The organism is Saccharopolyspora erythraea NRRL 2338, from assembly GCF_000062885.1.
In the GTDB taxonomy this organism is placed as follows: domain Bacteria; phylum Actinomycetota; class Actinomycetes; order Mycobacteriales; family Pseudonocardiaceae; genus Saccharopolyspora_D; species Saccharopolyspora_D erythraea.
Window position 1 is genome coordinate 7,394,354 of sequence record NC_009142.1, and the last position, 19,701, is coordinate 7,414,054.

21 protein-coding genes and 1 pseudogene are annotated in these 19,701 nt (G+C 71.1%); 11 read left to right on the forward strand and 11 right to left on the reverse strand.

Going from position 1 to position 19,701, the window contains the following annotated elements:
• Positions 1 to 3 precede the first annotated feature (3 nt).
• Positions 4 to 612 (reverse strand): TetR/AcrR family transcriptional regulator, encoded by a 609-nt coding sequence (locus SACE_RS31730; RefSeq protein ID WP_009945009.1) that lies wholly within the window; start codon positions 610 to 612, stop codon positions 4 to 6.
• Positions 613 to 698: 86 nt separating this feature from the next.
• Between SACE_RS31730 and SACE_RS31735 the strand changes: the two genes are divergently transcribed.
• Positions 699 to 1,283: a dihydrofolate reductase family protein gene (locus tag SACE_RS31735; RefSeq protein WP_009945008.1), complete on the forward strand. Its 585-nt coding sequence runs from the start codon at positions 699 to 701 to the stop codon at positions 1,281 to 1,283.
• Positions 1,284 to 1,531: 248 nt separating this feature from the next.
• On the opposite strand, the gene SACE_RS31740 is transcribed toward SACE_RS31735, so the two are convergent.
• From SACE_RS31740 to SACE_RS31775, 9 genes and pseudogenes are all read right to left on the reverse strand, one after another.
• Positions 1,532 to 1,945, reverse strand: a complete 414-nt coding sequence (locus SACE_RS31740; protein WP_009945006.1) for a VOC family protein — start codon at positions 1,943 to 1,945, stop codon at positions 1,532 to 1,534.
• 625 nt (positions 1,946 to 2,570) lie between these two features.
• On the reverse strand, positions 2,571 to 3,068 hold the full coding sequence (locus tag SACE_RS31745; protein ID WP_044547681.1) for a peptidoglycan-binding domain-containing protein: 498 nt from the start codon (positions 3,066 to 3,068) through the stop codon (positions 2,571 to 2,573).
• 608 nt (positions 3,069 to 3,676) lie between these two features.
• Positions 3,677 to 3,812: pseudogene (locus SACE_RS39600) on the reverse strand (exodeoxyribonuclease III); the annotation flags it as partial.
• A 47-nt stretch (positions 3,813 to 3,859) separates the two neighbouring features.
• On the reverse strand, positions 3,860 to 4,093 hold the full coding sequence (locus SACE_RS31750) for a HepT-like ribonuclease domain-containing protein (RefSeq protein ID WP_009945004.1): 234 nt from the start codon (positions 4,091 to 4,093) through the stop codon (positions 3,860 to 3,862).
• A 93-nt stretch (positions 4,094 to 4,186) separates the two neighbouring features.
• Complete coding sequence (locus tag SACE_RS31755) at positions 4,187 to 4,495, reverse strand: nucleotidyltransferase family protein (RefSeq protein ID WP_009945003.1); 309 nt, start codon at positions 4,493 to 4,495, stop codon at positions 4,187 to 4,189.
• A gap of 169 nt (positions 4,496 to 4,664) precedes the next feature.
• On the reverse strand, positions 4,665 to 5,462 hold the full coding sequence (locus SACE_RS31760) for an exodeoxyribonuclease III (protein ID WP_009945002.1): 798 nt from the start codon (positions 5,460 to 5,462) through the stop codon (positions 4,665 to 4,667).
• A 141-nt stretch (positions 5,463 to 5,603) separates the two neighbouring features.
• Entirely contained in the window at positions 5,604 to 6,809 is a 1,206-nt protein-coding gene (locus SACE_RS38085) for a hypothetical protein (protein WP_011875095.1), read from the reverse strand.
• 1,167 nt (positions 6,810 to 7,976) lie between these two features.
• A complete protein-coding gene (locus SACE_RS31770) occupies positions 7,977 to 9,314 on the reverse strand; it encodes a sensor histidine kinase (protein ID WP_009945000.1) in 1,338 nt (445 codons plus the stop codon).
• Entirely contained in the window at positions 9,311 to 9,982 is a 672-nt protein-coding gene (locus SACE_RS31775; protein ID WP_011875096.1) for a response regulator transcription factor, read from the reverse strand. The genes SACE_RS31770 and SACE_RS31775 overlap by 4 nt, the downstream gene beginning before the upstream one ends.
• Before the next feature lie 102 nt (positions 9,983 to 10,084).
• On the opposite strand from SACE_RS31775, the gene SACE_RS31780 reads away from it, so the two are divergent.
• The 8 genes from SACE_RS31780 (at position 10,085) to SACE_RS31810 (ending at position 15,945) form a co-directional block, all read left to right on the forward strand.
• Positions 10,085 to 10,576: a hypothetical protein gene (locus tag SACE_RS31780; protein ID WP_009944998.1), complete on the forward strand. Its 492-nt coding sequence runs from the start codon at positions 10,085 to 10,087 to the stop codon at positions 10,574 to 10,576.
• Positions 10,577 to 10,688: 112 nt separating this feature from the next.
• The gene (locus tag SACE_RS31785) at positions 10,689 to 11,555 is read left to right on the forward strand and encodes a helix-turn-helix domain-containing protein (protein ID WP_009944997.1); all 867 of its coding nucleotides are present in this window, start codon (positions 10,689 to 10,691) and stop codon (positions 11,553 to 11,555) included.
• Positions 11,556 to 11,736: 181 nt separating this feature from the next.
• Positions 11,737 to 11,988, forward strand: a complete 252-nt coding sequence (locus SACE_RS31790) for a DUF397 domain-containing protein (protein WP_009944996.1) — start codon at positions 11,737 to 11,739, stop codon at positions 11,986 to 11,988.
• The gene (locus SACE_RS31795; protein WP_009944995.1) at positions 11,985 to 12,395 is read left to right on the forward strand and encodes a hypothetical protein; all 411 of its coding nucleotides are present in this window, start codon (positions 11,985 to 11,987) and stop codon (positions 12,393 to 12,395) included. The genes SACE_RS31790 and SACE_RS31795 overlap by 4 nt, the downstream gene beginning before the upstream one ends.
• A gap of 452 nt (positions 12,396 to 12,847) precedes the next feature.
• The gene (locus SACE_RS31800; protein WP_009944994.1) at positions 12,848 to 13,060 is read left to right on the forward strand and encodes a heavy-metal-associated domain-containing protein; all 213 of its coding nucleotides are present in this window, start codon (positions 12,848 to 12,850) and stop codon (positions 13,058 to 13,060) included.
• Positions 13,057 to 13,230 (forward strand): hypothetical protein, encoded by a 174-nt coding sequence (locus SACE_RS38090; protein ID WP_009944992.1) that lies wholly within the window; start codon positions 13,057 to 13,059, stop codon positions 13,228 to 13,230. Before SACE_RS31800 ends, SACE_RS38090 begins: the two co-directional genes overlap by 4 nt.
• On the forward strand, positions 13,227 to 15,470 hold the full coding sequence (locus tag SACE_RS31805) for a heavy metal translocating P-type ATPase (RefSeq protein WP_009944991.1): 2,244 nt from the start codon (positions 13,227 to 13,229) through the stop codon (positions 15,468 to 15,470). Before SACE_RS38090 ends, SACE_RS31805 begins: the two co-directional genes overlap by 4 nt.
• Before the next feature lie 193 nt (positions 15,471 to 15,663).
• On the forward strand, positions 15,664 to 15,945 hold the full coding sequence (locus SACE_RS31810) for a metal-sensitive transcriptional regulator (protein WP_009944990.1): 282 nt from the start codon (positions 15,664 to 15,666) through the stop codon (positions 15,943 to 15,945).
• Positions 15,946 to 16,069: 124 nt separating this feature from the next.
• Here the strand turns inward: SACE_RS31810 and SACE_RS31815 are convergent, their stop codons facing one another.
• The gene (locus SACE_RS31815; RefSeq protein WP_009944989.1) at positions 16,070 to 16,873 is read right to left on the reverse strand and encodes a PP2C family protein-serine/threonine phosphatase; all 804 of its coding nucleotides are present in this window, start codon (positions 16,871 to 16,873) and stop codon (positions 16,070 to 16,072) included.
• 84 nt (positions 16,874 to 16,957) lie between these two features.
• On the opposite strand from SACE_RS31815, the gene SACE_RS31820 reads away from it, so the two are divergent.
• Both SACE_RS31820 and SACE_RS31825 read left to right on the forward strand, forming a co-directional pair.
• Complete coding sequence (locus SACE_RS31820) at positions 16,958 to 18,742, forward strand: N-6 DNA methylase (protein ID WP_009944988.1); 1,785 nt, start codon at positions 16,958 to 16,960, stop codon at positions 18,740 to 18,742.
• Between the two features lie 16 nt (positions 18,743 to 18,758).
• The gene (locus SACE_RS31825; RefSeq protein ID WP_009944987.1) at positions 18,759 to 19,658 is read left to right on the forward strand and encodes a serine/threonine-protein kinase; all 900 of its coding nucleotides are present in this window, start codon (positions 18,759 to 18,761) and stop codon (positions 19,656 to 19,658) included.
• Positions 19,659 to 19,701 lie beyond the last annotated feature (43 nt).

Consider the following 19,701-nt stretch of genomic DNA (forward strand, 5'->3'; position numbering starts at 1 on the left):
GGCTCAGCCGCGGTCTCGCTTCGCCGGGTTTCCGCCCTGTCCCGCCGGCAGGATGCGGTCGATGACCGTGCCGACCAGTTCGTCGGGGTCGAAGTCGGCCAGCACGTCCGGAACGGTGAGCTTCTCGACGGCGAGCCCGGTGAGCGCGAAGTAGAGCAGCACGACGGTCCAGCGGTCCCCAGGCAGCCCGGAGTCCAGGTGGAAGCGGATGTTCTCGGCCAGGTTCGAGCGGATCGTCTCGGTGAGCGCCGCCCGCAGCTCCGGTCTCCGGGTGGCCTCCAGCCGCAGTTCCAGCAGCGCGAGGTAACCGGTGCGGTCGTCCTCGAGCCTGCGCATGGTGGCGCGCAGCAGCTCGAAGTCCAGCTCTCGCGTCGGCGGCGCCTTCATCGTCTCGGCGAGCTCGGCGAAGTCGGGTCCCATGCGCTGGTGGACGTGCCTGCCCGCCTGCGTGAGCAGGTCGTCGCGGTTGGCGAAGTAGTTGGACGCGGTGCCCTTGGGCACACCCGCCTCCTCGTCCACCGCGCGGAACGTCAGGCCGCGGGCGCCGTCGCGGGCGAGAACCTCGATCGCCGCGTCGACCAGCGCGGTCCGGCGCGCGGGGTTCTGGACCATGACGCCTCCTCGGCGGAGAACGGACTTGCAACCACTACAGGCAGAGTACTACAACTGAAGTGGTTACTGGCCCGGAGGAGGACCACATGCGAAAGCTCACCTATCTCGTCGCCGCGACCCTCGACGGCTTCATCGCGGGGCCGGACGCGACCGACCCCACCGGCTCCGGGATCTTCACCATGGAGGGCGATCACATGGCGGCCCTCCTGGACGAGTACCCGGACATCGTCCCGGTGCAGGCGCGCGAAGCCCTCGGCCTCGCGAGCACCCCCAACAAGCACTTCGACACAGTGGTGGAGGGGCGGGTGTCGTACGAGGGCGGGCTCGCCGCGGGCATCCCCAACGCCTACCCGCACCTGCGCCACCTCGTCTTCACCCGGACCATGACCGAAAGCCCGGACCCCGGCGTGGAGATCGTCTCCAGCGATCCGGTGGAGGTGGTCCGGGAGCTGAAGCGGGAGGCCGGGCAGGGCATCTGGCTCGTGGGCGGGGGCAGCCTCGCGGCCGCCCTGCGCCCGGAGATCGACGAACTGGTCATCAAGCTGCACCCCGTCACCGTCGGGAACGGCATCCGGATGTTCGAGGGCGACTTCGACCCCGCGCAGTTCCGGCTGACCAGGAGCCAGACCTTCGAATCCGGCGTCCTCCACCTCACCTACGAACGGCGGTGACTCCGGCGGCTGGGGCGGTGCCGCGAGGAACCGCCCCGGCTGGGGGAGCCGGCTTCCTTACGGGTAGACCTCCGTCGACTGGTGCTCCGGCTCGGGGCCGGGCAGCGTCCTCCGTTCGAACCTTACGGACACGATTGCCGAGATCAAGGAAACGTTGTCACGACATCACCCCGTCATCGCCGGTCTTCGCAACCGAGGTGTCCGCGGTCGACGCGGCCCCGGACGCGGGCCTATCCGTGTGGCGCCGGTCAGAAGGCGCCGCGGTAAGTTCCGAACGTCCAGAGATTGCCCTCCGGATCCCGCACCGTGAAGGTGTACGAGCCGGCGCCTGAGCCGAACTTCGCGTGATGGGGCGGTTCGACGACCTCGCCACCTGCCTCCCGCACCCGGCCATGGACGGCGTCGACATCGTCGGTGGCCAGGTAGATCGCGCTGCTTCCCGCTCGCATCCCTCCGTGGACGCTGTCGGTGTGCTTCGTCCCGCCGACGACCAGTGCGCCACCGCCGGGCCACACCAGCTCAGCGTGCACGACGTCGCCCTCCTCGTCCGACGCCGCCAATGCCTCGTGAAAGCCGAGGACGTCGGTGAGAAACCGCAACGCCGCTCGCGTGTCGTCGTAGTGCAGGATCGGTAAGAGCGCGGTCCGCGAACTGTCAGCCATGCACACACACTACTGATCGCGATGACAAGGGATCCCGGGCTACCCGCACCTTGGAGCCGCCCAGCCGAGACACGGTGCCACCATTCAGACCGATTGGGCCATTTCGGTGTTTCACGCATTAAATAGAGTCTGTTGCCCTGTCACTTGCTCGAAGTCAGCCGGACAGGTAGCGATGACCGCAACCTGGCAGCTGGGCAAAGCACCGTTGTCTCTCTGATGTACCAAGAGGCACTGTAGCGCCCGTGTCTCGGACACCGCGTCAGTTCTTCAGAAAGCCGCACTTCCAGCGTAGAAATGCGCTGTTTGCGGATTTCCGCATTGGTGCTTCTGCCGCTCGCGGTTCAGCGCTTGCCGGACGAGCCACTTGCCCATGTGCGCCTCCGCCGGAGGACCCAGGCCTCCCGCACGAGGTCGGGTACTGGGCGCTGTCGTCAGGGATGCACTCATCGTCACCAGCCGCGTGGGGGCCGGATGACTCGGTGTAGCGCTGGGGTGTTCGATCACGAGTCCGCTAACGGGTCGGTGCTTGGCTCGCGCGGATGATCTCGCGCGCCCACGACTCACCTGTGCCGCTTGACACCCGCCAATCCCACAGAGTTCGCACATGCCGCCCTAGAACGTGTGATCAGGCAGTCTCATACTGCGGACCGACGACGAGCTCCAGGGTGGGACGCATCATGAGCCCGGCCTTCGCGCGCCAGGTGCGGTCGCCGACGATGCCGTCCGGCGCGATTGACGAGATCTGCTGGAATTGCACCACCTTCGCTTTGGTGAGGGGCCCGAAAATCCCGTCCTGCACCAGCCCAGCAACGATGAGGGTGTTCAGCGTGCGCTGCAGGTCCCAGACGACACCCCCTGTCGAGCCCTCCTGAAGCACTGGCATCGCGCTACCGCTCGGCAGCGCCTGCCAGGACAGAGGTCCGACAATACCGTCCACGATGAGACTCTTGATCAGCTGCTGAAACTCCCTGACACGGCCCTCGGTGAGCGGGCCGAAGATCCCGTCGACCTGAAGCACCATGAGCCCGGGCACGTCAGGCGCACGGTTCAATGCCCGCTGAAGCCTTTTCACCGCTTCGCCGGTGTCGCCGTTCTTAATCGACGGTTGTCCTGGATTCGACATGATATCTCCTACGTGATTCCTGCAGCTTGACCGCTATTCTGCGCCCTGCCGCCACCCATTAGCGCCTCCCGCAATCCGCAAAACAATAGATAGTTGGCCCCAATGCCGATCCAGTTCGGGTTCACTGAGGATCTAGTCCCTGTGGTGCTCAAGCGACGTGAACACCGGGGTGGGAAGCGTGCGCCGAGCGGCCGCGAGCCGTCGCGGCGTGCCCGCTGCCGGTGCTGGCGTTCGGGAAGAGGCGACGACGGCCACAAGAGGGGCCGCGCCGCCAACCGACCACGCGGCATGGGGACGGCGGCGTGGAGCGCTTTACGGCACAGCGCGGCGCACGGGCCGGGGGACGCAGCGGGGCACGGGCGGATGCATGGTCAACCCCGGCAGACGGAGGGGAAGAGCGCCCTCGCCCTGGTAATGGGTGCTGCGCGCCGGAAGTGGGCACATGCGGAGTGTGATCACGGCGCTCCTGGATCGGGCTGCCGCAGCCCTGCTTGAAGTCCGGGTCCAGGACGGCCGGACACCGCAACGCGCAGGGAAGCTTGTTACGGCCCGAAGTCCGTAACGAGGGAGGCGGCGGTGTTACGGGTCGGCCGTAACACCGCCGCGCATCAGAAGTCGAAGACCGCCGTCACAGGCGCATGGTCCGACCAGCGCTTGTCGTAGCTCGGCGCCCGCTCGGCGTCAGGCGTCCGGGCACCGCTCGGCCAGGGCGGGGGTCGCTGCGAGGTAGTCGATGCGCCGGCCCTTGATCTTGTTGATATCACTCGGCAGGTCGACCGGACGTCCAAAGACTACGGCTCCAACAACTGCCGCAGGACATCGGCCAACCGGGGAAGCCTCTCGGTGAGGACCTGCCAAACCAGGGCATCGTCGACTGTCGCGTACCCGTGGATGAGGATGTTGCGAAAAGCCACGATACGGGCGAGATCCGGCACTTGCGCGGCAAGCTCGCTATCCACTTTGGACAACTGGTTCAGCGCCTCGCCGATGATCTCGAACTGGCGCTCGACAGCAGAGCGCAGCATGGCGTTTGCTGATAACCGGCGAAGTTCTCACCATTGCTGAAGTCCCTCAGCAGCTCCGATGCCTGAAGCGCATCCCAGAGGTATGCCCGAGCGTCACGCCGCATAGAGCAGTTCCCTGGTGTCCAACACCTGCTGCTTGAAATAGTGGTTTCGGATGCTGGTGGCGCTCACGAGGTCGACCGGACGCCCGAGGATCCGCTCCAGCCCCTCCTTCAGGTCGAAGAAGGTACCGAAGTGATCGAATCCCGGGCCGACGTCGAACTCGACCAGCACATCGACGTCACTGGACTCGACGTCGAATGACTCCCCCAGCCCCGACCCGAACACGTCGAGGCGACGCACCGAGAGCACGCGGCATAGCTCTTCGATCTCGCGGCGCTTCGCTTCGATCAGCTCGTGCATCTACGTCACCTCCCGGTTCGATTATGCCCGACCAGGGCAGGTAGGTCACCTTACGGGGAACAGTCGCTCCAGCGACCGTCGCACCAGGTGAACCTGCCTCACCAACGATCGAACACGGCGGTTGCCGGCGCATCGCACCCTGAACCGGCAGGGTGGTGCATCGGCCAGTTCAGAAGTCGAAGACCGCCGTCACCGGGGCGTGGTCCGACCAGCGCTTGTCGTAGCTCGGCGCCCGCTCCACGAACGCGTCCGTGCACCGCTCGGCCAGGGCGGGGGTCGCTGCGAGGTAGTCGATGCGCCAGCCGGAGTCGTTGTCGAAGGCCTTGCCGCGGTAGGACCACCAGGAGTAGGGACCGGGGCCCTCCGGGTGCAGGCGGCGCACGACGTCGACGTAGCCGACCTCGTCGAAGACCTGGGTCAGCCAGGCCCGCTCCTCGGGGAGGAAACCGGCCGACTTCTGGTTGCCCTTCCAGTTCTTCAGGTCGATCTCGCGGTGGGCGATGTTCCAGTCGCCGCAGACCAGGGCCTGCTTGCCCGCCGCCTCGGCGCGCGCCCGCAGGTCGGTCAGGTGCACCAGGAACTCCTTCATGAAGCGTTCCTTCTCGTCCTGGCGCGGGGTGCCGACATCGCCGCTGGGGAGGTAGAGGCTGGCCACGACCACGTCACCGAAGGTGGCCTCGACGTAGCGGCCGCTCTCGTCGAACTCCGCCGACCCGAAACCCACGCGGACCTCGTCCGGCTCGCGGCGGCTGTAGATCGCCACACCGCTGCGGCCCTTGTCGGCCGACGGCGCGAGCTGCGTGTGCCAGCCCTCCGGCGAACGCACCGCCGCCGGCAGCTGGTCGGGCTCGGCGCGGGTCTCCTGCATGCAGACCACGTCGGACCCGGTCGCGGCCAGCCACTCCACGAAGCCCTTCTTCGCGGCAGCGCGCAGGCCGTTCACGTTCACGGTCGAGACGGTGAGCACGGGGTGAACCTACTTCCAGCTTCCATTCCGGGCCAGCGCCGAAGCATACGCGAGCCGCCCGACGATCTTGGGGCGGGAAAACCCGACCATCAAAAGGCGGAAAGGCACCCGGCCGGCGAACATCGCGTCGGAGTCGTGTCCTCATTCGTCGGCGCCGGACGGCCAGTCGATCACGTCGCCGCGCACGGGCCGCAGACCGTGGTAGGTCGGCGTGGCGCCGACCGGTTCGGGCTCCCGCGTCTCCGGTGGCCTGCCCCACCTGCCCGCCCCGGCGATGTGAACGCGCCTGCGGCTGAGCATGTCCCGCAGCGACAGCAGCACGCACAGCCCGTACGGCACCCGCTCGATCCTGCCCTCGGCGTCGAACACGGCAGGCCGCCACGACTCCGGAACGACGCCGTCGACCGGCAGGGACTGGCCGGCGTCGTAGTACCGTCCCTTGCCCCAGCACACCATGCAGTCGTCGACGAGCTCGCCCAGCGCCGCCATCACCGGCCAGCAGGCCGGGTCGGTGCAGCGGAACTCCAGCGCCGTCAGCAGCAGCGCCAGCACCTGCTGGTACGGCGAGGAGTACGTGCTGCGCAGCACCGCGCGCTTGCGGCGGACGTGCATCGCCTCCCGCGTGGCGGCGTCCTTCACCAGCTCGCGCATCGTCTTCTCGCTCACCAGCGGGTACAGCACCGAGCGCACCGGCTCGTCGGGACGGTCCAGCGCCGCGCCGAGCAGCTTCGGCAGCAGCGCGTGCCGCTCGCGTTCCAGCCACGGGTCCTGGGGCAGCGACTGCTCGAACCGGGCCTCGATCCTCGCGTGGAGCTGGTGGACGAGCCCGATCAGCACGGCCACCAGCATGTCCGCGGTCTCCCTGCGACGCACCGCGCACAGCGCGGCGAGCAGCGTCAGGCGCACCGCGCGCGGCATCGCCAGCAGCTCGTCGGGGGTGCAGGCCGCGCCGTGCGTGCACCACGCGTCGATCAGGTCGCTCGGGCAGTCGTCGAACAGCTCCACCGGCAGGCACAGGGCCTGGACCGCGATCTGCCGGTCCACCTCGCGGATCAGGATCTCCAGGTTCGTCCGCTCCGCACCGCCCTGGATCCGCGCCAGCAGCTCGGTCGGCAGGCCGAGCACGCGCATCGACGCGAGCTCGTCGATCTCGCGGACCAGCGACTCCAGGTCGAGCCGGGTGCCGCCGGCGCGCAGCTCGGCGAACAGTCGCGCGTGGCGGCCGTCGAGGTCGGTGACCAGGGCTTCCACCTGCTCCGCGGAGTGGCCGAGCTTGCGCGAAACCCGTTGGCAGAGCCGGATCTCGTACTCGCTGAAGCGGGTTTCCCGATCGGCGAGCCTGCTCACCCCCGGGAAGCGGCCAGTGACCGCGGCGGGGTGCGAACCGGCGGTTGGGGGGAGGCCGACGGCTGGGTTCGAGCCGGCGTCCCGGTCCGGGCTGTCGGCCCGGTTGGAGCCGGCGGCCGGGTCAACGCCGTCGACCGGCCTGAGGCCCGCAACCGGGTGGCCCCCGTCGACCGGGCCCGTGTCCTCAACCGCACTGAGGCCCCCAACCGGGCGCACGCCGTCGACCGGACCCGTGTCCTCAACAGACCTCAGGCCCACAACCGGGCGGACGCCGTCGACCGGGCCCGTGTCTTCAACCGACTTCAGGCCTGCATCCGGGCCGGTGTCCTCGACCGACGTCAGGCCCACAACCGGACCGACGCCGTCGACCGGGCCGGGGACATCGCCCGGACGAGTGCCGTCCGGCGAGGTGGCGGTGTCCTGCGAACCGGGGCTGTCGCCGGAGGCATCGGCACGGTCGTTGTCCGGTGCGCAGAGGTCGCCTCGCTCTGTCGCCCATCCCGTGCCCGCCGGGCGGCGGACCTCCTGCTCCCCCAGCAGCGTCGGCCACCACCGGAGGGGCGCGGCCGATCGCCCACCCGACCGCTCGGCGTCCGCCGACCAGCCGTCCGGCGCCCCCGTCTCCGCCGACCGCTCCTCATGCGCGCCTGCCTCCGGCGGACGCGAGTCCCGTGGTCCGGCGTCGGCCGGCAGATCGTCGTCCGGCTCGCGCGGAGTCGTGGCCCCCAGATCCCCTCTTATCCCCATGCCGGTGCGAACCGGCTCCGTCCCACTCGTGCGGGCGACCCGCTCGATCGGTCGCCCTCCCCCAACATCTGGCACTCGGTCGTTCCTCGCAACGTCGATGGCAACGCCAGCACGAAGCAGAACGCTAGCTGTGGGGCCCGCGCCACCAACGGGTGAGCGGTGTCCGTTACTGGCGGCCCGGGGGTCCCAGGACCGTCACCGGAAGCGGAATTCCCTTAAGTGTTGCCGACCTCTCCGGGCTTCACTCTCCGTCATGACGCAGAACGCGAACCGTTGACACGTCTGCCAATTGGCGGCCTACCGACGACGGCAGTGCCCATTTAGGACACAACACCGCTGCCACCCCGGCCAAGCAACGAGCCAGCAACGAGGCCAGCCCACGACGCACCAGACACCAGGCCAATGTGGACGAAACCCATCTCAGCCGCGACGACGGCGGCGACGACGGGCGCGATCGCGGAGTCCGGCGCGCTTTGGCGCGGCGGGCCGCTGCCACAGCCACATGCACACCCTGGCCCCTCCGAGGCTGGAGCGGTCGACGCTGAGGCGCCCGCCGGTCGACTCGGCCAGCCTGCTCGCGATGTCGAGCCCGAGCCCCGTCGACCCGGCCCCGCTGCTGCCGCGCCGCACCACGGCGCCGGACTCGCCGACGCCGGGCCCGGCGTCCTCCACCACCACGCCGACCACGCCGTCGTTCTCCCGCAACGACACGGCGAACGCCGTGCCCTCCGGCGTGTGGCGGAAGACGTTGCCCACCACCGCGTCGACCGCCGCGGCCAGTTCCGAACGCGGCACCGGCGCCTCCACCGACTCGGACGCGCCGCGGAGCTCCCACCGCCGGCCCTGGTCCTCCGCCAGCGCCGACCAGAACTCCAGGCGCTCCCGCAGCAGCTCGGCCACGTCGCAGTCGCCCTCACCGTCGGCGGAGCGGCGCACGCTGGTGATGACGGCGTCGACCTCGCGCTCCAGCCGGTCGACGGCGACGCGGGTCTGCTCCGCCGCGGGCCCGTCGCCCAGCGCCTCGGCGTTGAGCCGCAGCGCGGTCAGCGGGGTGCGGAGCCGGTGCGAGAGGTCGGCGGCCATCTCCCGTTCGGCGGCCAGGAGCTGCCGCACCCGGTCGGCCATGACGTTGAACGCCAGGCCGGCCTCCTCCAGCTCGCGCGGACCGCTGGGCGTCACCCGCACGTTCAGGTCACCGGAGCCCAGCGCCGACGACGCCTCGGCGAGCCTGCCCGCCGACCGCACCACCCTGGCCGCGAGCCGGTCGGCGACCAGCACCGAACCGGCCACGAGCACGAGCCCGACCGCAGCCAGCACCAGCCAAGACCGCAGCACGCCGCGGGTGAGCTCGGAATCCGGGACGAACACCTCGGCCAGCGCCGTCCGGCCGCCGTCGAGCGCGATCGGCTGGACGAAGGCCGATCCGCCCGGCACCGGCAGGCTCGCGGCACGGGCCTCGCCGGTGGCCGCGCGCGCCTGGCCGACGTCGGTCCGGGAGGTGCCGACCCGCTCGCCGCCGGGCAGGTGCACCGCCAGCCAGCCCGCCTGTCCGGCCGGTGTGCTCGCGACGGCCCTGCCCACCAGGGCCGGGTCGGTCGTGGTCGCGAGGACCGGCGCGAGCGCCGCCGCCTGCCGCTCGGCCTCCGACACCGCTTGGTCCCGCGCGATCTCCTTGATCATCAGCCCGAGCGGGACGAGGAACGCGAACGCCACCATCGAGGTCACCGCCAGCGCCACCAGCGCCAGCGCCCGCCTCATTCCGGTGCCACCAGCTTCACGCCGACGCCGCGGACCGTGTGCAGGTAGCGCGGGGTGGCGGCGCTCTCGCCGAGCTTGCGCCGCAGCCAGGACAGGTGGACGTCGATGGTCTGGTCATCGCCGTAGGACTGGCGCCACACCTGCGCGAGCAGCTCGCGGCGCGGCACGACCCGGCCGGGCCGCGCGGCGAGGTAGGCCAGCAGGTCGAACTCGCGCCGGGTGAGCTCGAGCTCGGCTCCGTCCAGCGTCGCGGCCCTGCTGTCCAGGTCGATGCGCAGGCCGCCGACCTCCACCGCCTGCGGCGGGCGCGAACCGCGCGCCCGGCGCAGGACCGCCTCGATGCGGGCGTTGAGGTGCTCGCTGGAGAAGGGCTTGACCACGTAGTCGTCGGCGCCCGCGCGCAGCAGCCGCACGATCTCGCGTTCGTCGTCGCGGGCGGTGGCGACGATCGTCGGCACGTCGGAGATCCCGCGGATCATCTTCAGCGTCTCGCCGCCGTCGAGGTCGGGCAGTCCGAGGTCGAGCACGTCCGGCGGGTTCTCGGCGACCTCGCGCAGCGAGGCGAGCGCGGTGCCCACGCTGCGCACCACCCATTCGCGGGCGCTGAGGTCGCGGATCATCGCCGTCCGCACGACCGGGTCGTCCTCGACCACCAGAACCACTGCCATGCCCCGGGACGCTACCGAAGCCGCGTCCGGCCGCACGGACGCGCGCACACGCGTTCCGGGCGGTTGCGCCGGACAGCCCACAACGAGCAGGATGTCGCTCCCGTGCGGACCAGACGAGCCCTCACCTACCTGGCCGCGTGGCTGGCGGCGACCACGGCGGCGGTCACGCTGTCGTGGCTCGGGGTCCGCGACGTGATCCGCGGCGCGGTGCTGGACCGGCCCGACCCGGTGCCCGCCGTGCGGCCCGTCATCGGGCGACCACCGGAGGCCACCACCCCGCCCACGTCGGCTCCGCCGGAATCGGCCGCTCCCGAGACCTCCGCGCCGGAGCCGACACGGGAGTCCTCACAGGAGCCCGAGCCGAGCCCTGTCGGCGACGTACGCACTTACGACGTCGGCGGCGGACGCATCGTGCTGTCGATGGAAGCGACCTCGGCGAGCCTGGTCTCGGCGACTCCGAAGCCGGGATACTCCGTGCGGACCTGGACCGCGCAGGGGTGGTTGCGCGTAGAGTTCGGCGGCGGCGCGCACGGCTCGTCCGTGATCGTCACGTGGCACGACCACCCCCCGCTGGTCGAAGTGAGCGAGTACTGACGCGTAGCACTGGTTTCGCGGGCTCGCTGCATTACACTGCCGCCGCATGTAACGATCCGTGGCGAGATTGCGACAACGGGTCGGGGAGCCGGAACGCACGGGAGGTCTGGACGTGACCACGGATGGTGCCGCCACCAGCGGCCCCACCGCCCGACGGCTTGTCCTGGGAAGCCAGTTGCGCCGCCTGCGGGAGGCCAACGGCATCTCCCGCGAGGACGCGGGCTACTCCATCCGCGGCTCCGGCTCAAAGATCAGCAGGTTGGAGCTCGGCCGGGTCGGCTTCAAGGAACGCGACGTCTCCGACCTGCTCACGCTCTACAAGGTCACCGACGAGGCCGAGCGCGCGACGTTCCTGGACATGGTCCGCAAGTCCAACGAGCCCGGCTGGTGGCACCGCTACAGCGACCTGGTGCCGTCCTGGTTCCAGGACTACGTCGGGCTGGAGGAGTCGGCCTCCCGCATCCAGACCTACGAGATCCAGTTCGTGCCCGGCCTGTTGCAGACCGAGAACTACGCCAGGGCGATCGCCACCCAGGGCCGGCCCGAAGCCTCGGACCAGGAGGTCGAGCGCCGGGTCCGGCTGCGCATGCAGCGGCAGCGGCTCTTCCAGCAGCCGCGCGCCCCTCGGCTGTGGGCGGTCATCGACGAGTCGGTGCTGCACCGGCCGATCGGCGGGCGCAAGGTGCTGCGCGAGCAGATCGAGCACCTGCTCGATGTCACCAAGCTGCCGACGGTCTCGCTGCAGATCGTGCCGCTGGCGGTGGGCCGCTCGGCCGCCGAGGGCGCGTTCACGATCCTGCGCTTCGCCGAGCCCGAGATCCCCGACATCGTCTACCTCGAGCACCTCTGCGGCGCGCTCTACCTGGACAAGCCCGACGAGGTCGAGCTCTACAGCAAGGTCAGCCACCGGCTCGCGGTCGACGCGCTGACGCCGGACGCGACCCGCAAGCGGCTTTCCGCGTTCCTCGACGAGCTCTAGAACCCCGCGGTTCGCTCGTAGTTACCAGTATTCACGCAGGCGACAGGCCCAATCGTGTGACCTGACGCACACCGTCGTGCACGTGCATTCTCTCTTGCATCCGCAACTGCTACGGTTCGTGCACGATCATCTGCACGTGCAGGTGACCGTGCACGGCACCCGGGGGAGGTTGGGGATTTCGATGCAACAGGTCCAGAACGGAATGCCCGCTCAGCAGTTGTTCGACGCAGTCTGGCGCAAGAGCAGGCACAGCGGCGCGGTCGGCAACTGCGTGGAACTGGCGCCGCTGGTCGACGGCGACATCGCCGTCCGCAACTCGCGGTACCCGGAAGGTCCGGCGCTGGTCTACACCCGCGACGAGATCGCGGCGTTCCTCAGCGGTGCCAAGGACGGCGAGTTCGACGACCTGATCATGCAGGGGGACATGTCGTGATCCGGACAGAAACCCAGCTCGAGCAGCAACCGCGCACGATCGCCGGCGGTGTCACGAACGAGATCACCGACGGCTTGCAGGCGCTGATGTCCAGGGACTTCCAGTTCGCACACCCCAGGGACTCGGCGGGGACCCTGGTCGCCGTGGTCGGCCTGCGCGTGCACCACAACGTGATCGACATCGTGCAGCTCTACGGCGAGGACGACGCCGACGCCGCGCGGATCCCCGGCGACGAGCCCGACGTCCTGTTCCCGCAGACGGTCATCTGGCGGACCTCCGGTCGCGCCCGGGACGTCATCAGGCAGGTGCTCAAGCTGGAGGACCCGGTGGAGATCGGCACCGCGGCCAAGGGCTGCTGGATGCCCACCCACGCCGGGCGGTCCACCTGGCTGGCGGCCTCGGCCTGATCACCTCGGTGACGGCCCGGCCTCACGATGACCTGGAGCTCGTGGCGGTCTGACCTCGCGACCGCATGAAGTTCGCGGCGGCCCGACCCCGCGACGAGCCCAGCCCGAGCCCAGCGGAACCAGGCAGAACCAGAGCGATCGAACCAGGCCCCGGCCGTGAGCCGGGGCGCGCCGGAGGCCGGCCAACAAACGCAAGCGTCCATGCGGCACGTGCCGCGTGGACGCTTTTTTGTCATCCCGTGGCTCCCCCCCCTGGGGTAGGTGACACGTTTTCCGACCTGCACCGGGACTGGCTCCGGGCAAGATCGGGAACCCTGCGGGCGAAACCCTGCCGAGTGAGCGGGGGACAACTAACAGCGCAGCTGACCTGCGCACTTGACTTCATACCCTAGGGGGGTATTGTACCGGTTACCGGGCGCTCCGCCCGGCCCGCACGCGAGAGGACGCCGAAGATGACGACCACCACCTACACCGTCAAGGGCATGACCTGCGAACACTGCGCCGGCTCCGTGCGGACCGGGATCAGCGGAATCGCCGGGGTCAGCGGCGTGGACGTCGACCTGGCCACCGGTACGGTCACGGTGACCAGCGCCGCGCCGCCGGCCGGCTCCGACGTCGCGGCGGCAGTGCGGGAAGCGGGCTACGAGGTGGTGAGCCGACCGTGAACGCAGCGGCCCGACTCGGCGGCTTCGCGCTGGTCGCCGCGTTCGCATTCGTCAGCGCGTTCACCGTGGGCAGGACGGTCAACCCCGACGGGATCAGCCCGTCGCCTCCCCCGGCGCAGCACCAGCAGGACACCGGCCACGACGAACACGGAAGCGAGACAGGACGATGACCGCCACCACCGACCGGGTAGGTGACCGGATCGAGCTCGCCATCGGCGGCATGACCTGCGCCTCCTGCGCTTCCCGGGTCGAGCGCAAGCTCAACAAGATCGAGGGTGTGCAGGCCACCGTCAACTACGCCACCGAGAAGGCCAACGTCGTCTTCCCCGACACCGTCACCCCCGACGACCTGGTCGAGGCGGTCGAGAAGGCCGGCTACACCGCGACGCTCCCGCGCCCGCAGGAGCCCGAGCAGACCGGCGAGGAGCCGCGGGACCACGAGCACGACGCGCTGCGCACCCGGCTGGTCGTCAGCTCGGTGCTGTCGGTCCCGGTGATCCTGATGGCCATGGTGCCGCCGTTGCAGTTCACCAACTGGCAGTGGCTGTCGCTGACGCTGGCCGCGCCCGTGGTCGTCTGGGGGGCGCTGCCGTTCCACCGCGCGACCTGGACCAACCTCCGCCACGGCACCGCGACCATGGACACGCTGATCTCCATGGGCACCCTGGCCGCGCTGGCGTGGTCGCTCTACGCGCTGTTCTTCGGCACCGCGGGACAGCCGGGCATGACCCACGGCTTCGAGCTGACCGTCGAGCGCACCGCCGGGAGCGGCAACATCTACCTGGAGGTCGCCGCCGGCGTCACCGCGTTCATCCTCGCCGGGCGCTACTTCGAGGCGCGGTCCAAGCGCCGGGCCGGCGCCGCCCTTCGGGCGCTGCTGGAGATGGGCGCCAAGGACGTCGCCGTGCTGCGCGACGGCCGCGAGGAGCGCATCCCGACCGACCAGCTCGCGGTCGGCGACCGGTTCGTGGTGCGGCCCGGGGAGAAGATCGCAACCGACGGCTTGATCGAGGACGGCAGCTCGGCGGTCGACGCCAGCATGCTCACCGGAGAGTCGGTGCCGGTCGAGGTCGCCCCCGGCGACACCGTCGTCGGCGCGACCGTCAACGCCGGTGGCCGGCTGGTGGTGCGGGCGACCCGGGTCGGCTCCGACACCCAGCTCGCGCAGATGGCCAAACTGGTCGAGGACGCCCAGACCGGCAAGGCCGCCGTGCAGCGGCTGGCCGACCGGGTGTCGGCGGTGTTCGTGCCGGTGGTGATCCTGCTGGCGTTCGCCACCCTGGGCTTCTGGCTGGGGTCGGGCGGCGAGGTGGCGGCGGCCTTCACCGCGGCGGTCGCGGTGCTGATCATCGCCTGCCCGTGCGCGCTCGGGCTCGCGACGCCGACGGCGCTGCTGGTCGGCACCGGCCGGGGCGCCCAGCTCGGCATCCTGATCAAGGGGCCGGAGGTCCTGGAGTCGACCCGCCGGATCGACACCGTCGTGCTGGACAAGACCGGGACCGTCACCTCCGGGCACATGTCGCTGGCCGGCGTCGCGGTGGCCGGCGGCGAGACCGAGACCGAGGTGCTGCGCCTGGCCGGAGCCCTCGAGGACGCCTCCGAGCACCCGATCGCCAGGGCCATCGCGACCGGGGCCCGGGAGCGCGCGGGGTCGCTGCCCGAGGTGGAGGGCTTCACCAACGCCGAGGGGCTGGGCGTGCACGGCGTGGTCGACGGGCACGCGGTGCTCGTCGGACGCGTCGCGCTGCTGGAGGAGTGGAGCATCCGGCTGCCCGGCGACCTCGCCGAGGCCAAGGCCGCGGCGGAGTCCGAGGGCGCGACGGCGGTCGCGGTCGCCTGGGACGGGCATGCCAGGGCGGTGCTGGTGGTGGCCGACACCATCAAGCCGACCTCGGCGGAGGCCGTCCGCAGGCTGCGCGACCTCGGCCTCACCCCGATCCTGCTGACCGGCGACAACGAGGCAGCGGCCCGCGCGGTCGCCGCGGAGGTCGGCATCGACGAGGTGATCGCCGAGGTGCTGCCCAAGGACAAGGTCGACGTGGTCGCCAGGCTCCAGAAGGAGGGCCGGGCGGTGGCGATGGTCGGCGACGGCGTCAACGACGCCGCGGCGCTGGCCACCGCCGACCTCGGTCTGGCGATGGGGACCGGCACCGACGTGGCGATCGAGGCCGGGGACCTGACGCTGGTGCGCGGTGACCTGCGGGCCGCCGCCGACGCGATCCGGCTCTCCCGGCGGACGCTGGGCACGATCAAGGGCAACCTGTTCTGGGCCTTCGCCTACAACGTCGGGGCGCTGCCGCTGGCCGCGGCGGGGCTGCTGAACCCGATGATCGCGGGGGCGGCGATGGCGTTCAGCTCGGTGTTCGTGGTGTCCAACAGCCTGCGGCTGCGCGGCTTCCGCCCGTCCTGACGCGCTCGGCCCCGAGGAGCCCGGTGGTCCACTGTGGACTGCCGGGTTCACCGGCGTCGACCCACCGCCACCTGCGGATTCGGGGCGATCGGCGAAGCGGGCGGGTTCCGCGGCAGCGGTACGGAGGTATCGTATCCACGACGGTTGGCACCGCAGGCGGACTTGCGGGCGCGGATGATCCAGGAGTTGAGAGATGCGCGGTTACACCGAGGACAAGGAAGGCTACCTCAAGCGATTGCGCCGCATCGAGGGCCAGATCCGCGGCCTGCAGCGGATGATCGACCAGGACGAGTACTGCATCGACATCCTCACCCAGGTCGGCGCGGCCTCCAAGGCGCTGCAGGCGGTGTCGCTGGGACTGATCGAGCAGCACCTCAAGCACTGCGTCGCCGAGGCGGTCGCCGAGGGCGGTGCCGTGGCCGACGAGAAGCTGCGGGAGGCCAACGAGGCGATCGTTCGGCTGGTCCGTTCATAACCACCGGGCGCGAACCGGGGTTGCGGCAAGCGCGCCGCACCGGGCCGTCCGGCTGTCGCCGGGCCGCCGAGAAGTCCAGCCGATCATCCGCGGAGCCGTCCCGGCGGGTCCGGCTCCGCCCGCGTCATCCTCCGAGCAGCCGCTGCCACCAGTTGGGTTCCCGCACGGTGTCCTGTTCGTCGAACGCCGCGGGGTCGATGACGTCGGCGACCACGCACGTGATGTTGTCCGGCCCGCCGCCCGCGTTGGCCAGCTCGATGAGCCGCCGGCAGGCGTCACCCGGCTCGGGCACGGTGCCGAGCACCTCCTGGATGTCGGCCGCGTGCAGCACGGCGGTCACGCCGTCCGAGCAGAGCAGGTAGCGGTCGAACGGCCGGACCTCGCAGTAGGAGAGGTCCGGGACGGGTGACTCGCCGCTGCGCAGGGCCTGCGTCAGCAGCGATCGCCGCGGGTGCTCGGCGGCCTGCTCCTCGGTGATGCGGCCGGCGTCGACCAGCTCCTGCACGAGCGTGTGGTCGCGGGTGAGCTGGTGCAGCGCGCCCTCGCGCAGCAGGTACCCGCGGGAGTCGCCGACGTGGGCGAGCGCGAAGCGGGTGCCGTCCCAGACCAGCGTGGTGAGCGTGGTACCCATGTCCTTGAGCTCGGGGTTCCGCACGCCCAGGTTCGCCAGCCGCTGGCCGATCTCGGTCACCACGTCCGAGAGCGCGTCGAGCAGGTCGATCCGCTGGGGGTCGAGGTCGCGGTCGAGGTCGGAGAGCACCTCGACGGCGATCGAGCTCGCCACCTCGCCGTGCGCGTGGCCGCCCATGCCGTCGGCGACGGCCAGCACGCGCGGACTGGCGTAGGCGGAGTCCTCGTTCAGCTGACGGCGGCGCCCCGGATCCGTTCCACTGGCGAAGCGGAGCACCAACGACTCGTTGTGCGTCATACCCCCAGTGAATCACGTGGTGAACTCAGTTCACAAGCATTTCGACCGTGGACCCGCTTGCCGACGGCGGCTAGGGTGGGTCCAATGAGCCAGGACGCCACCGTGAACGCGGGTGACATCGCGCGGTTGGTCGATGTCGGGCGCGCCGCGGTGAGCAACTGGCGGCGCCGCTACGACGACTTCCCGCAGCCCGTGGGCGGCACGAGCGCGAGTCCGCTGTTCTCCCTCCGCGAGGTCGAGGAATGGCTCCGGCGCAACGGCAAGTCCTATCGGGTGCCGATGGCCGAACGCGCCTGGCAGCGGCTGCGGACGGCTTCCGACGATCTGCGGCTGGGACGCCTGGTCGCCGACGCCGGGGCCTTCCTGCTGCGGCGGCGCGATCTCATGGTGCCAGGTTCCGACGGCGGCGTGGGCGATCCCGAGCTCGCGGAGCTGCTGACCGCGCTCGCCGACGAACGCGGCGAGGCCGAGACCTTCGAGTTCCTCTGCGACCGCTACCGCGAGGCGCACTCCCGGCGGCTGGTCACCACGCCGGACGCGGTCGCCTCGCTCATGGTGCGGCTCTGCGGGGCCGAGGGCACCGTTCTCGACCCCGCGTGCGGGCTCGGCACGCTGCTGCTCGCCGCCCCCGCGTCGCGCGCGCTCGGCCAGGAGGTCGACGTGCCGCACGCCGCGATCAGCGCCGCGCGCCTGCTGCTGCGCGGGACCGATGCCGAGGTCGTGGCCGCCGACTCCCTGCGCGAGGACGGCTTCCGCGGGAGCACGGCCGACGCGGTGCTGTGCGACCCGCCGTTCAACGAGCGCTCCTGGGGCCACGGCGAGCTGACCGGCGACCCGCGCTGGGAGTTCGGCGTGCCACCTCGCGGTGAGCCCGAGCTCGCGTGGGTCCAGCACTGCCTCGCCCACGCCAGACCGGGCGGCTCGGTCGCGATCCTGATGCCGCCCGCCGCGGCTTCGCGCCGACCGGGCAAGCGGATCCGCGGGAACCTGCTGCGCGCCGGAGCGCTGCGGGCGATCGTGACGCTGCCCGCGGGCGGGAACGACCTGTGGCTGCTGCGGCGTCCGGCGCCCGGCGACCGCCCGCCCTCGCACCTGCTCCTGCTGGAGGCCGACGATCTGTCCTCAGTGGAGCCGGTGTGGGAACGCCACACCGCCGAACCGGAGTCGGCAGGCACCCGCATCATCGACCTGCTCGACGACGACGTGGACCTGAGCCCGGCGGCGAACCGGCTGCGGCGCACCGGACGCAGGCTCGGCCGCGACTTCGCCACCGCGCTGGAGGAGTTGCGCGCCGCGTCGCTTCCGCTGCCGGAGCTGGAGGTGCTGTCGCAGCGCAGGGCGCTGCCGATCACCACGATCGGCGAGATGGCCAAGGCGGGCCTGATCACCATCCGGCACGGCTCGCCGCGGATGCCGGTCGGCGCGGGTGAAACGCCGGTGCTGACCGCCGACGACGTCGCGGGCAACCACGCGCCGTCCGGCTGGACCACGGCCACCGACGGCCTGGTCCCGCTGCACCCCGGCGACGTGGTGGCGACCGCGACCGGCGCGGCCAGGGTCGTCCGCGGCGGCCAGGCGGTGCTGGGCCCGTACCTCACGCTCTACCGGGTGGACCGGGAGCAGGTCGACCCGGAGTACATCGCGGGCGCGCTGCGCTCGGCCGACCCGCGCCCCGGCGCCGGTTCCAGCCGCGTCGACGCCAGGCGCACCAGGCTGCCGCGGCTGCCGCTGGAGGAGCAGCGGGCCTACGGCCGGGCCTTCGCCAGGCTCGCCGAGCTGGAGGACACCGCGCGGGAGACGGCCGACCTGGCGGGCAGGCTGGCCCGGCTAGGCTTCGACGGGCTCCTCGACGGACGGCTGAGCCCCTGATCTGGTGGGAGGCCGGATGCTCATCGCCGATCGGTACGAGCTCGACGAGCTCCCCCTCGGCAAGGGCGGCATGGGCGCGGTCCACCGCGGCCACGACCTGCACCTCGACCGCCGGGTGGCGGTGAAGTTCCTGCACCTGCCCGGTGGTCCCGACGAGGAGCTGGAGCAGCGCTTCATCCGGGAGGCGCGCATCCTCGCCCGGCTGGAGCACGCGGGTGCGCCGACGCTCTACGACTTCGGGGCCTACGACCACCGCCTGTTCCAGGTGATGCAGTTCGTCGACGGGGTCACGGTGGCCGACCTGATCAGCGAGCACGGCCCGGTCCCGGTTCCGTGGGCGGCGGCGGTGGCCGCGCAGGCGTGCGCGGTGCTCTCGGCCGCCCACGCCCTGTCGATCTGCCACCGCGACCTCAAACCGACCAACCTGATGCTGTGCCCGGACGGGGCGGTCAAGGTGCTCGACTTCGGGCTCGCGGTGCTCCGCGACACCGACGTCGCGCAGTTCACCCGCGCCGGGCAGATCCTCGGCACGCCCGCCTACATGGCGCCGGAGCAGATCCAGCAGGGCGTCGCCGGGCCGCGCAGCGACCTCTACGCCCTGGGCTGCGTGCTGCACGAGATGCTGACCGGCCGGCAGCTGTTCACCGGCCCCACCGCCTACGCGGTCTTCGAGAAGCAGGTGAAGCAGGCCCCGCCGCCCGTGCACGGCGTGCCCGCGGAGCTGGACGACCTCGTGCAGGACCTGCTGAAGAAGGACCCCGAGGACCGGCCCGCCGACGCCGGGGTCCTCTACGAGCGCCTGCAGTCCTTCGCCGACGAGCTGCCGATGCTGCCGGGCTTCCTCGATCCCGCCTCGACGCCGAGCCCGGGGCGCATGTACGCCCGCATCATCGGCCGAGTCCCCGGCGGCGCGTGAACCGCGGATCGCCGAGGTTGCTCCGCAGTGGCGAACTCCTCAC

Excerpts from the sequence above, each read along its gene's own strand:
- SACE_RS31730 (WP_009945009.1), bottom strand. The coding sequence starts at position 612 with ATGGTCCAGAACCCCGCGCGCCGGACCGCGCTGGTCGACGCGGCGATC.
- SACE_RS31735 (WP_009945008.1), top strand. The coding sequence starts at position 699 with ATGCGAAAGCTCACCTATCTCGTCGCCGCGACCCTCGACGGCTTCATC.
- SACE_RS31740 (WP_009945006.1), bottom strand. The coding sequence starts at position 1,945 with ATGGCTGACAGTTCGCGGACCGCGCTCTTACCGATCCTGCACTACGAC.
- SACE_RS31745 (WP_044547681.1), bottom strand. The coding sequence starts at position 3,068 with ATGTCGAATCCAGGACAACCGTCGATTAAGAACGGCGACACCGGCGAA.
- SACE_RS31750 (WP_009945004.1), bottom strand. The coding sequence starts at position 4,093 with ATGCTGCGCTCTGCTGTCGAGCGCCAGTTCGAGATCATCGGCGAGGCG.
- SACE_RS31755 (WP_009945003.1), bottom strand. The coding sequence starts at position 4,495 with ATGCACGAGCTGATCGAAGCGAAGCGCCGCGAGATCGAAGAGCTATGC.
- SACE_RS31770 (WP_009945000.1), bottom strand. The coding sequence starts at position 9,314 with ATGAGGCGGGCGCTGGCGCTGGTGGCGCTGGCGGTGACCTCGATGGTG.
- SACE_RS31775 (WP_011875096.1), bottom strand. The coding sequence starts at position 9,982 with ATGGCAGTGGTTCTGGTGGTCGAGGACGACCCGGTCGTGCGGACGGCG.
- SACE_RS31790 (WP_009944996.1), top strand. The coding sequence starts at position 11,737 with ATGCAACAGGTCCAGAACGGAATGCCCGCTCAGCAGTTGTTCGACGCA.
- SACE_RS31800 (WP_009944994.1), top strand. The coding sequence starts at position 12,848 with ATGACGACCACCACCTACACCGTCAAGGGCATGACCTGCGAACACTGC.
- SACE_RS31805 (WP_009944991.1), top strand. The coding sequence starts at position 13,227 with ATGACCGCCACCACCGACCGGGTAGGTGACCGGATCGAGCTCGCCATC.
- SACE_RS31810 (WP_009944990.1), top strand. The coding sequence starts at position 15,664 with ATGCGCGGTTACACCGAGGACAAGGAAGGCTACCTCAAGCGATTGCGC.
- SACE_RS31815 (WP_009944989.1), bottom strand. The coding sequence starts at position 16,873 with ATGACGCACAACGAGTCGTTGGTGCTCCGCTTCGCCAGTGGAACGGAT.
- SACE_RS31820 (WP_009944988.1), top strand. The coding sequence starts at position 16,958 with ATGAGCCAGGACGCCACCGTGAACGCGGGTGACATCGCGCGGTTGGTC.
- SACE_RS31825 (WP_009944987.1), top strand. The coding sequence starts at position 18,759 with ATGCTCATCGCCGATCGGTACGAGCTCGACGAGCTCCCCCTCGGCAAG.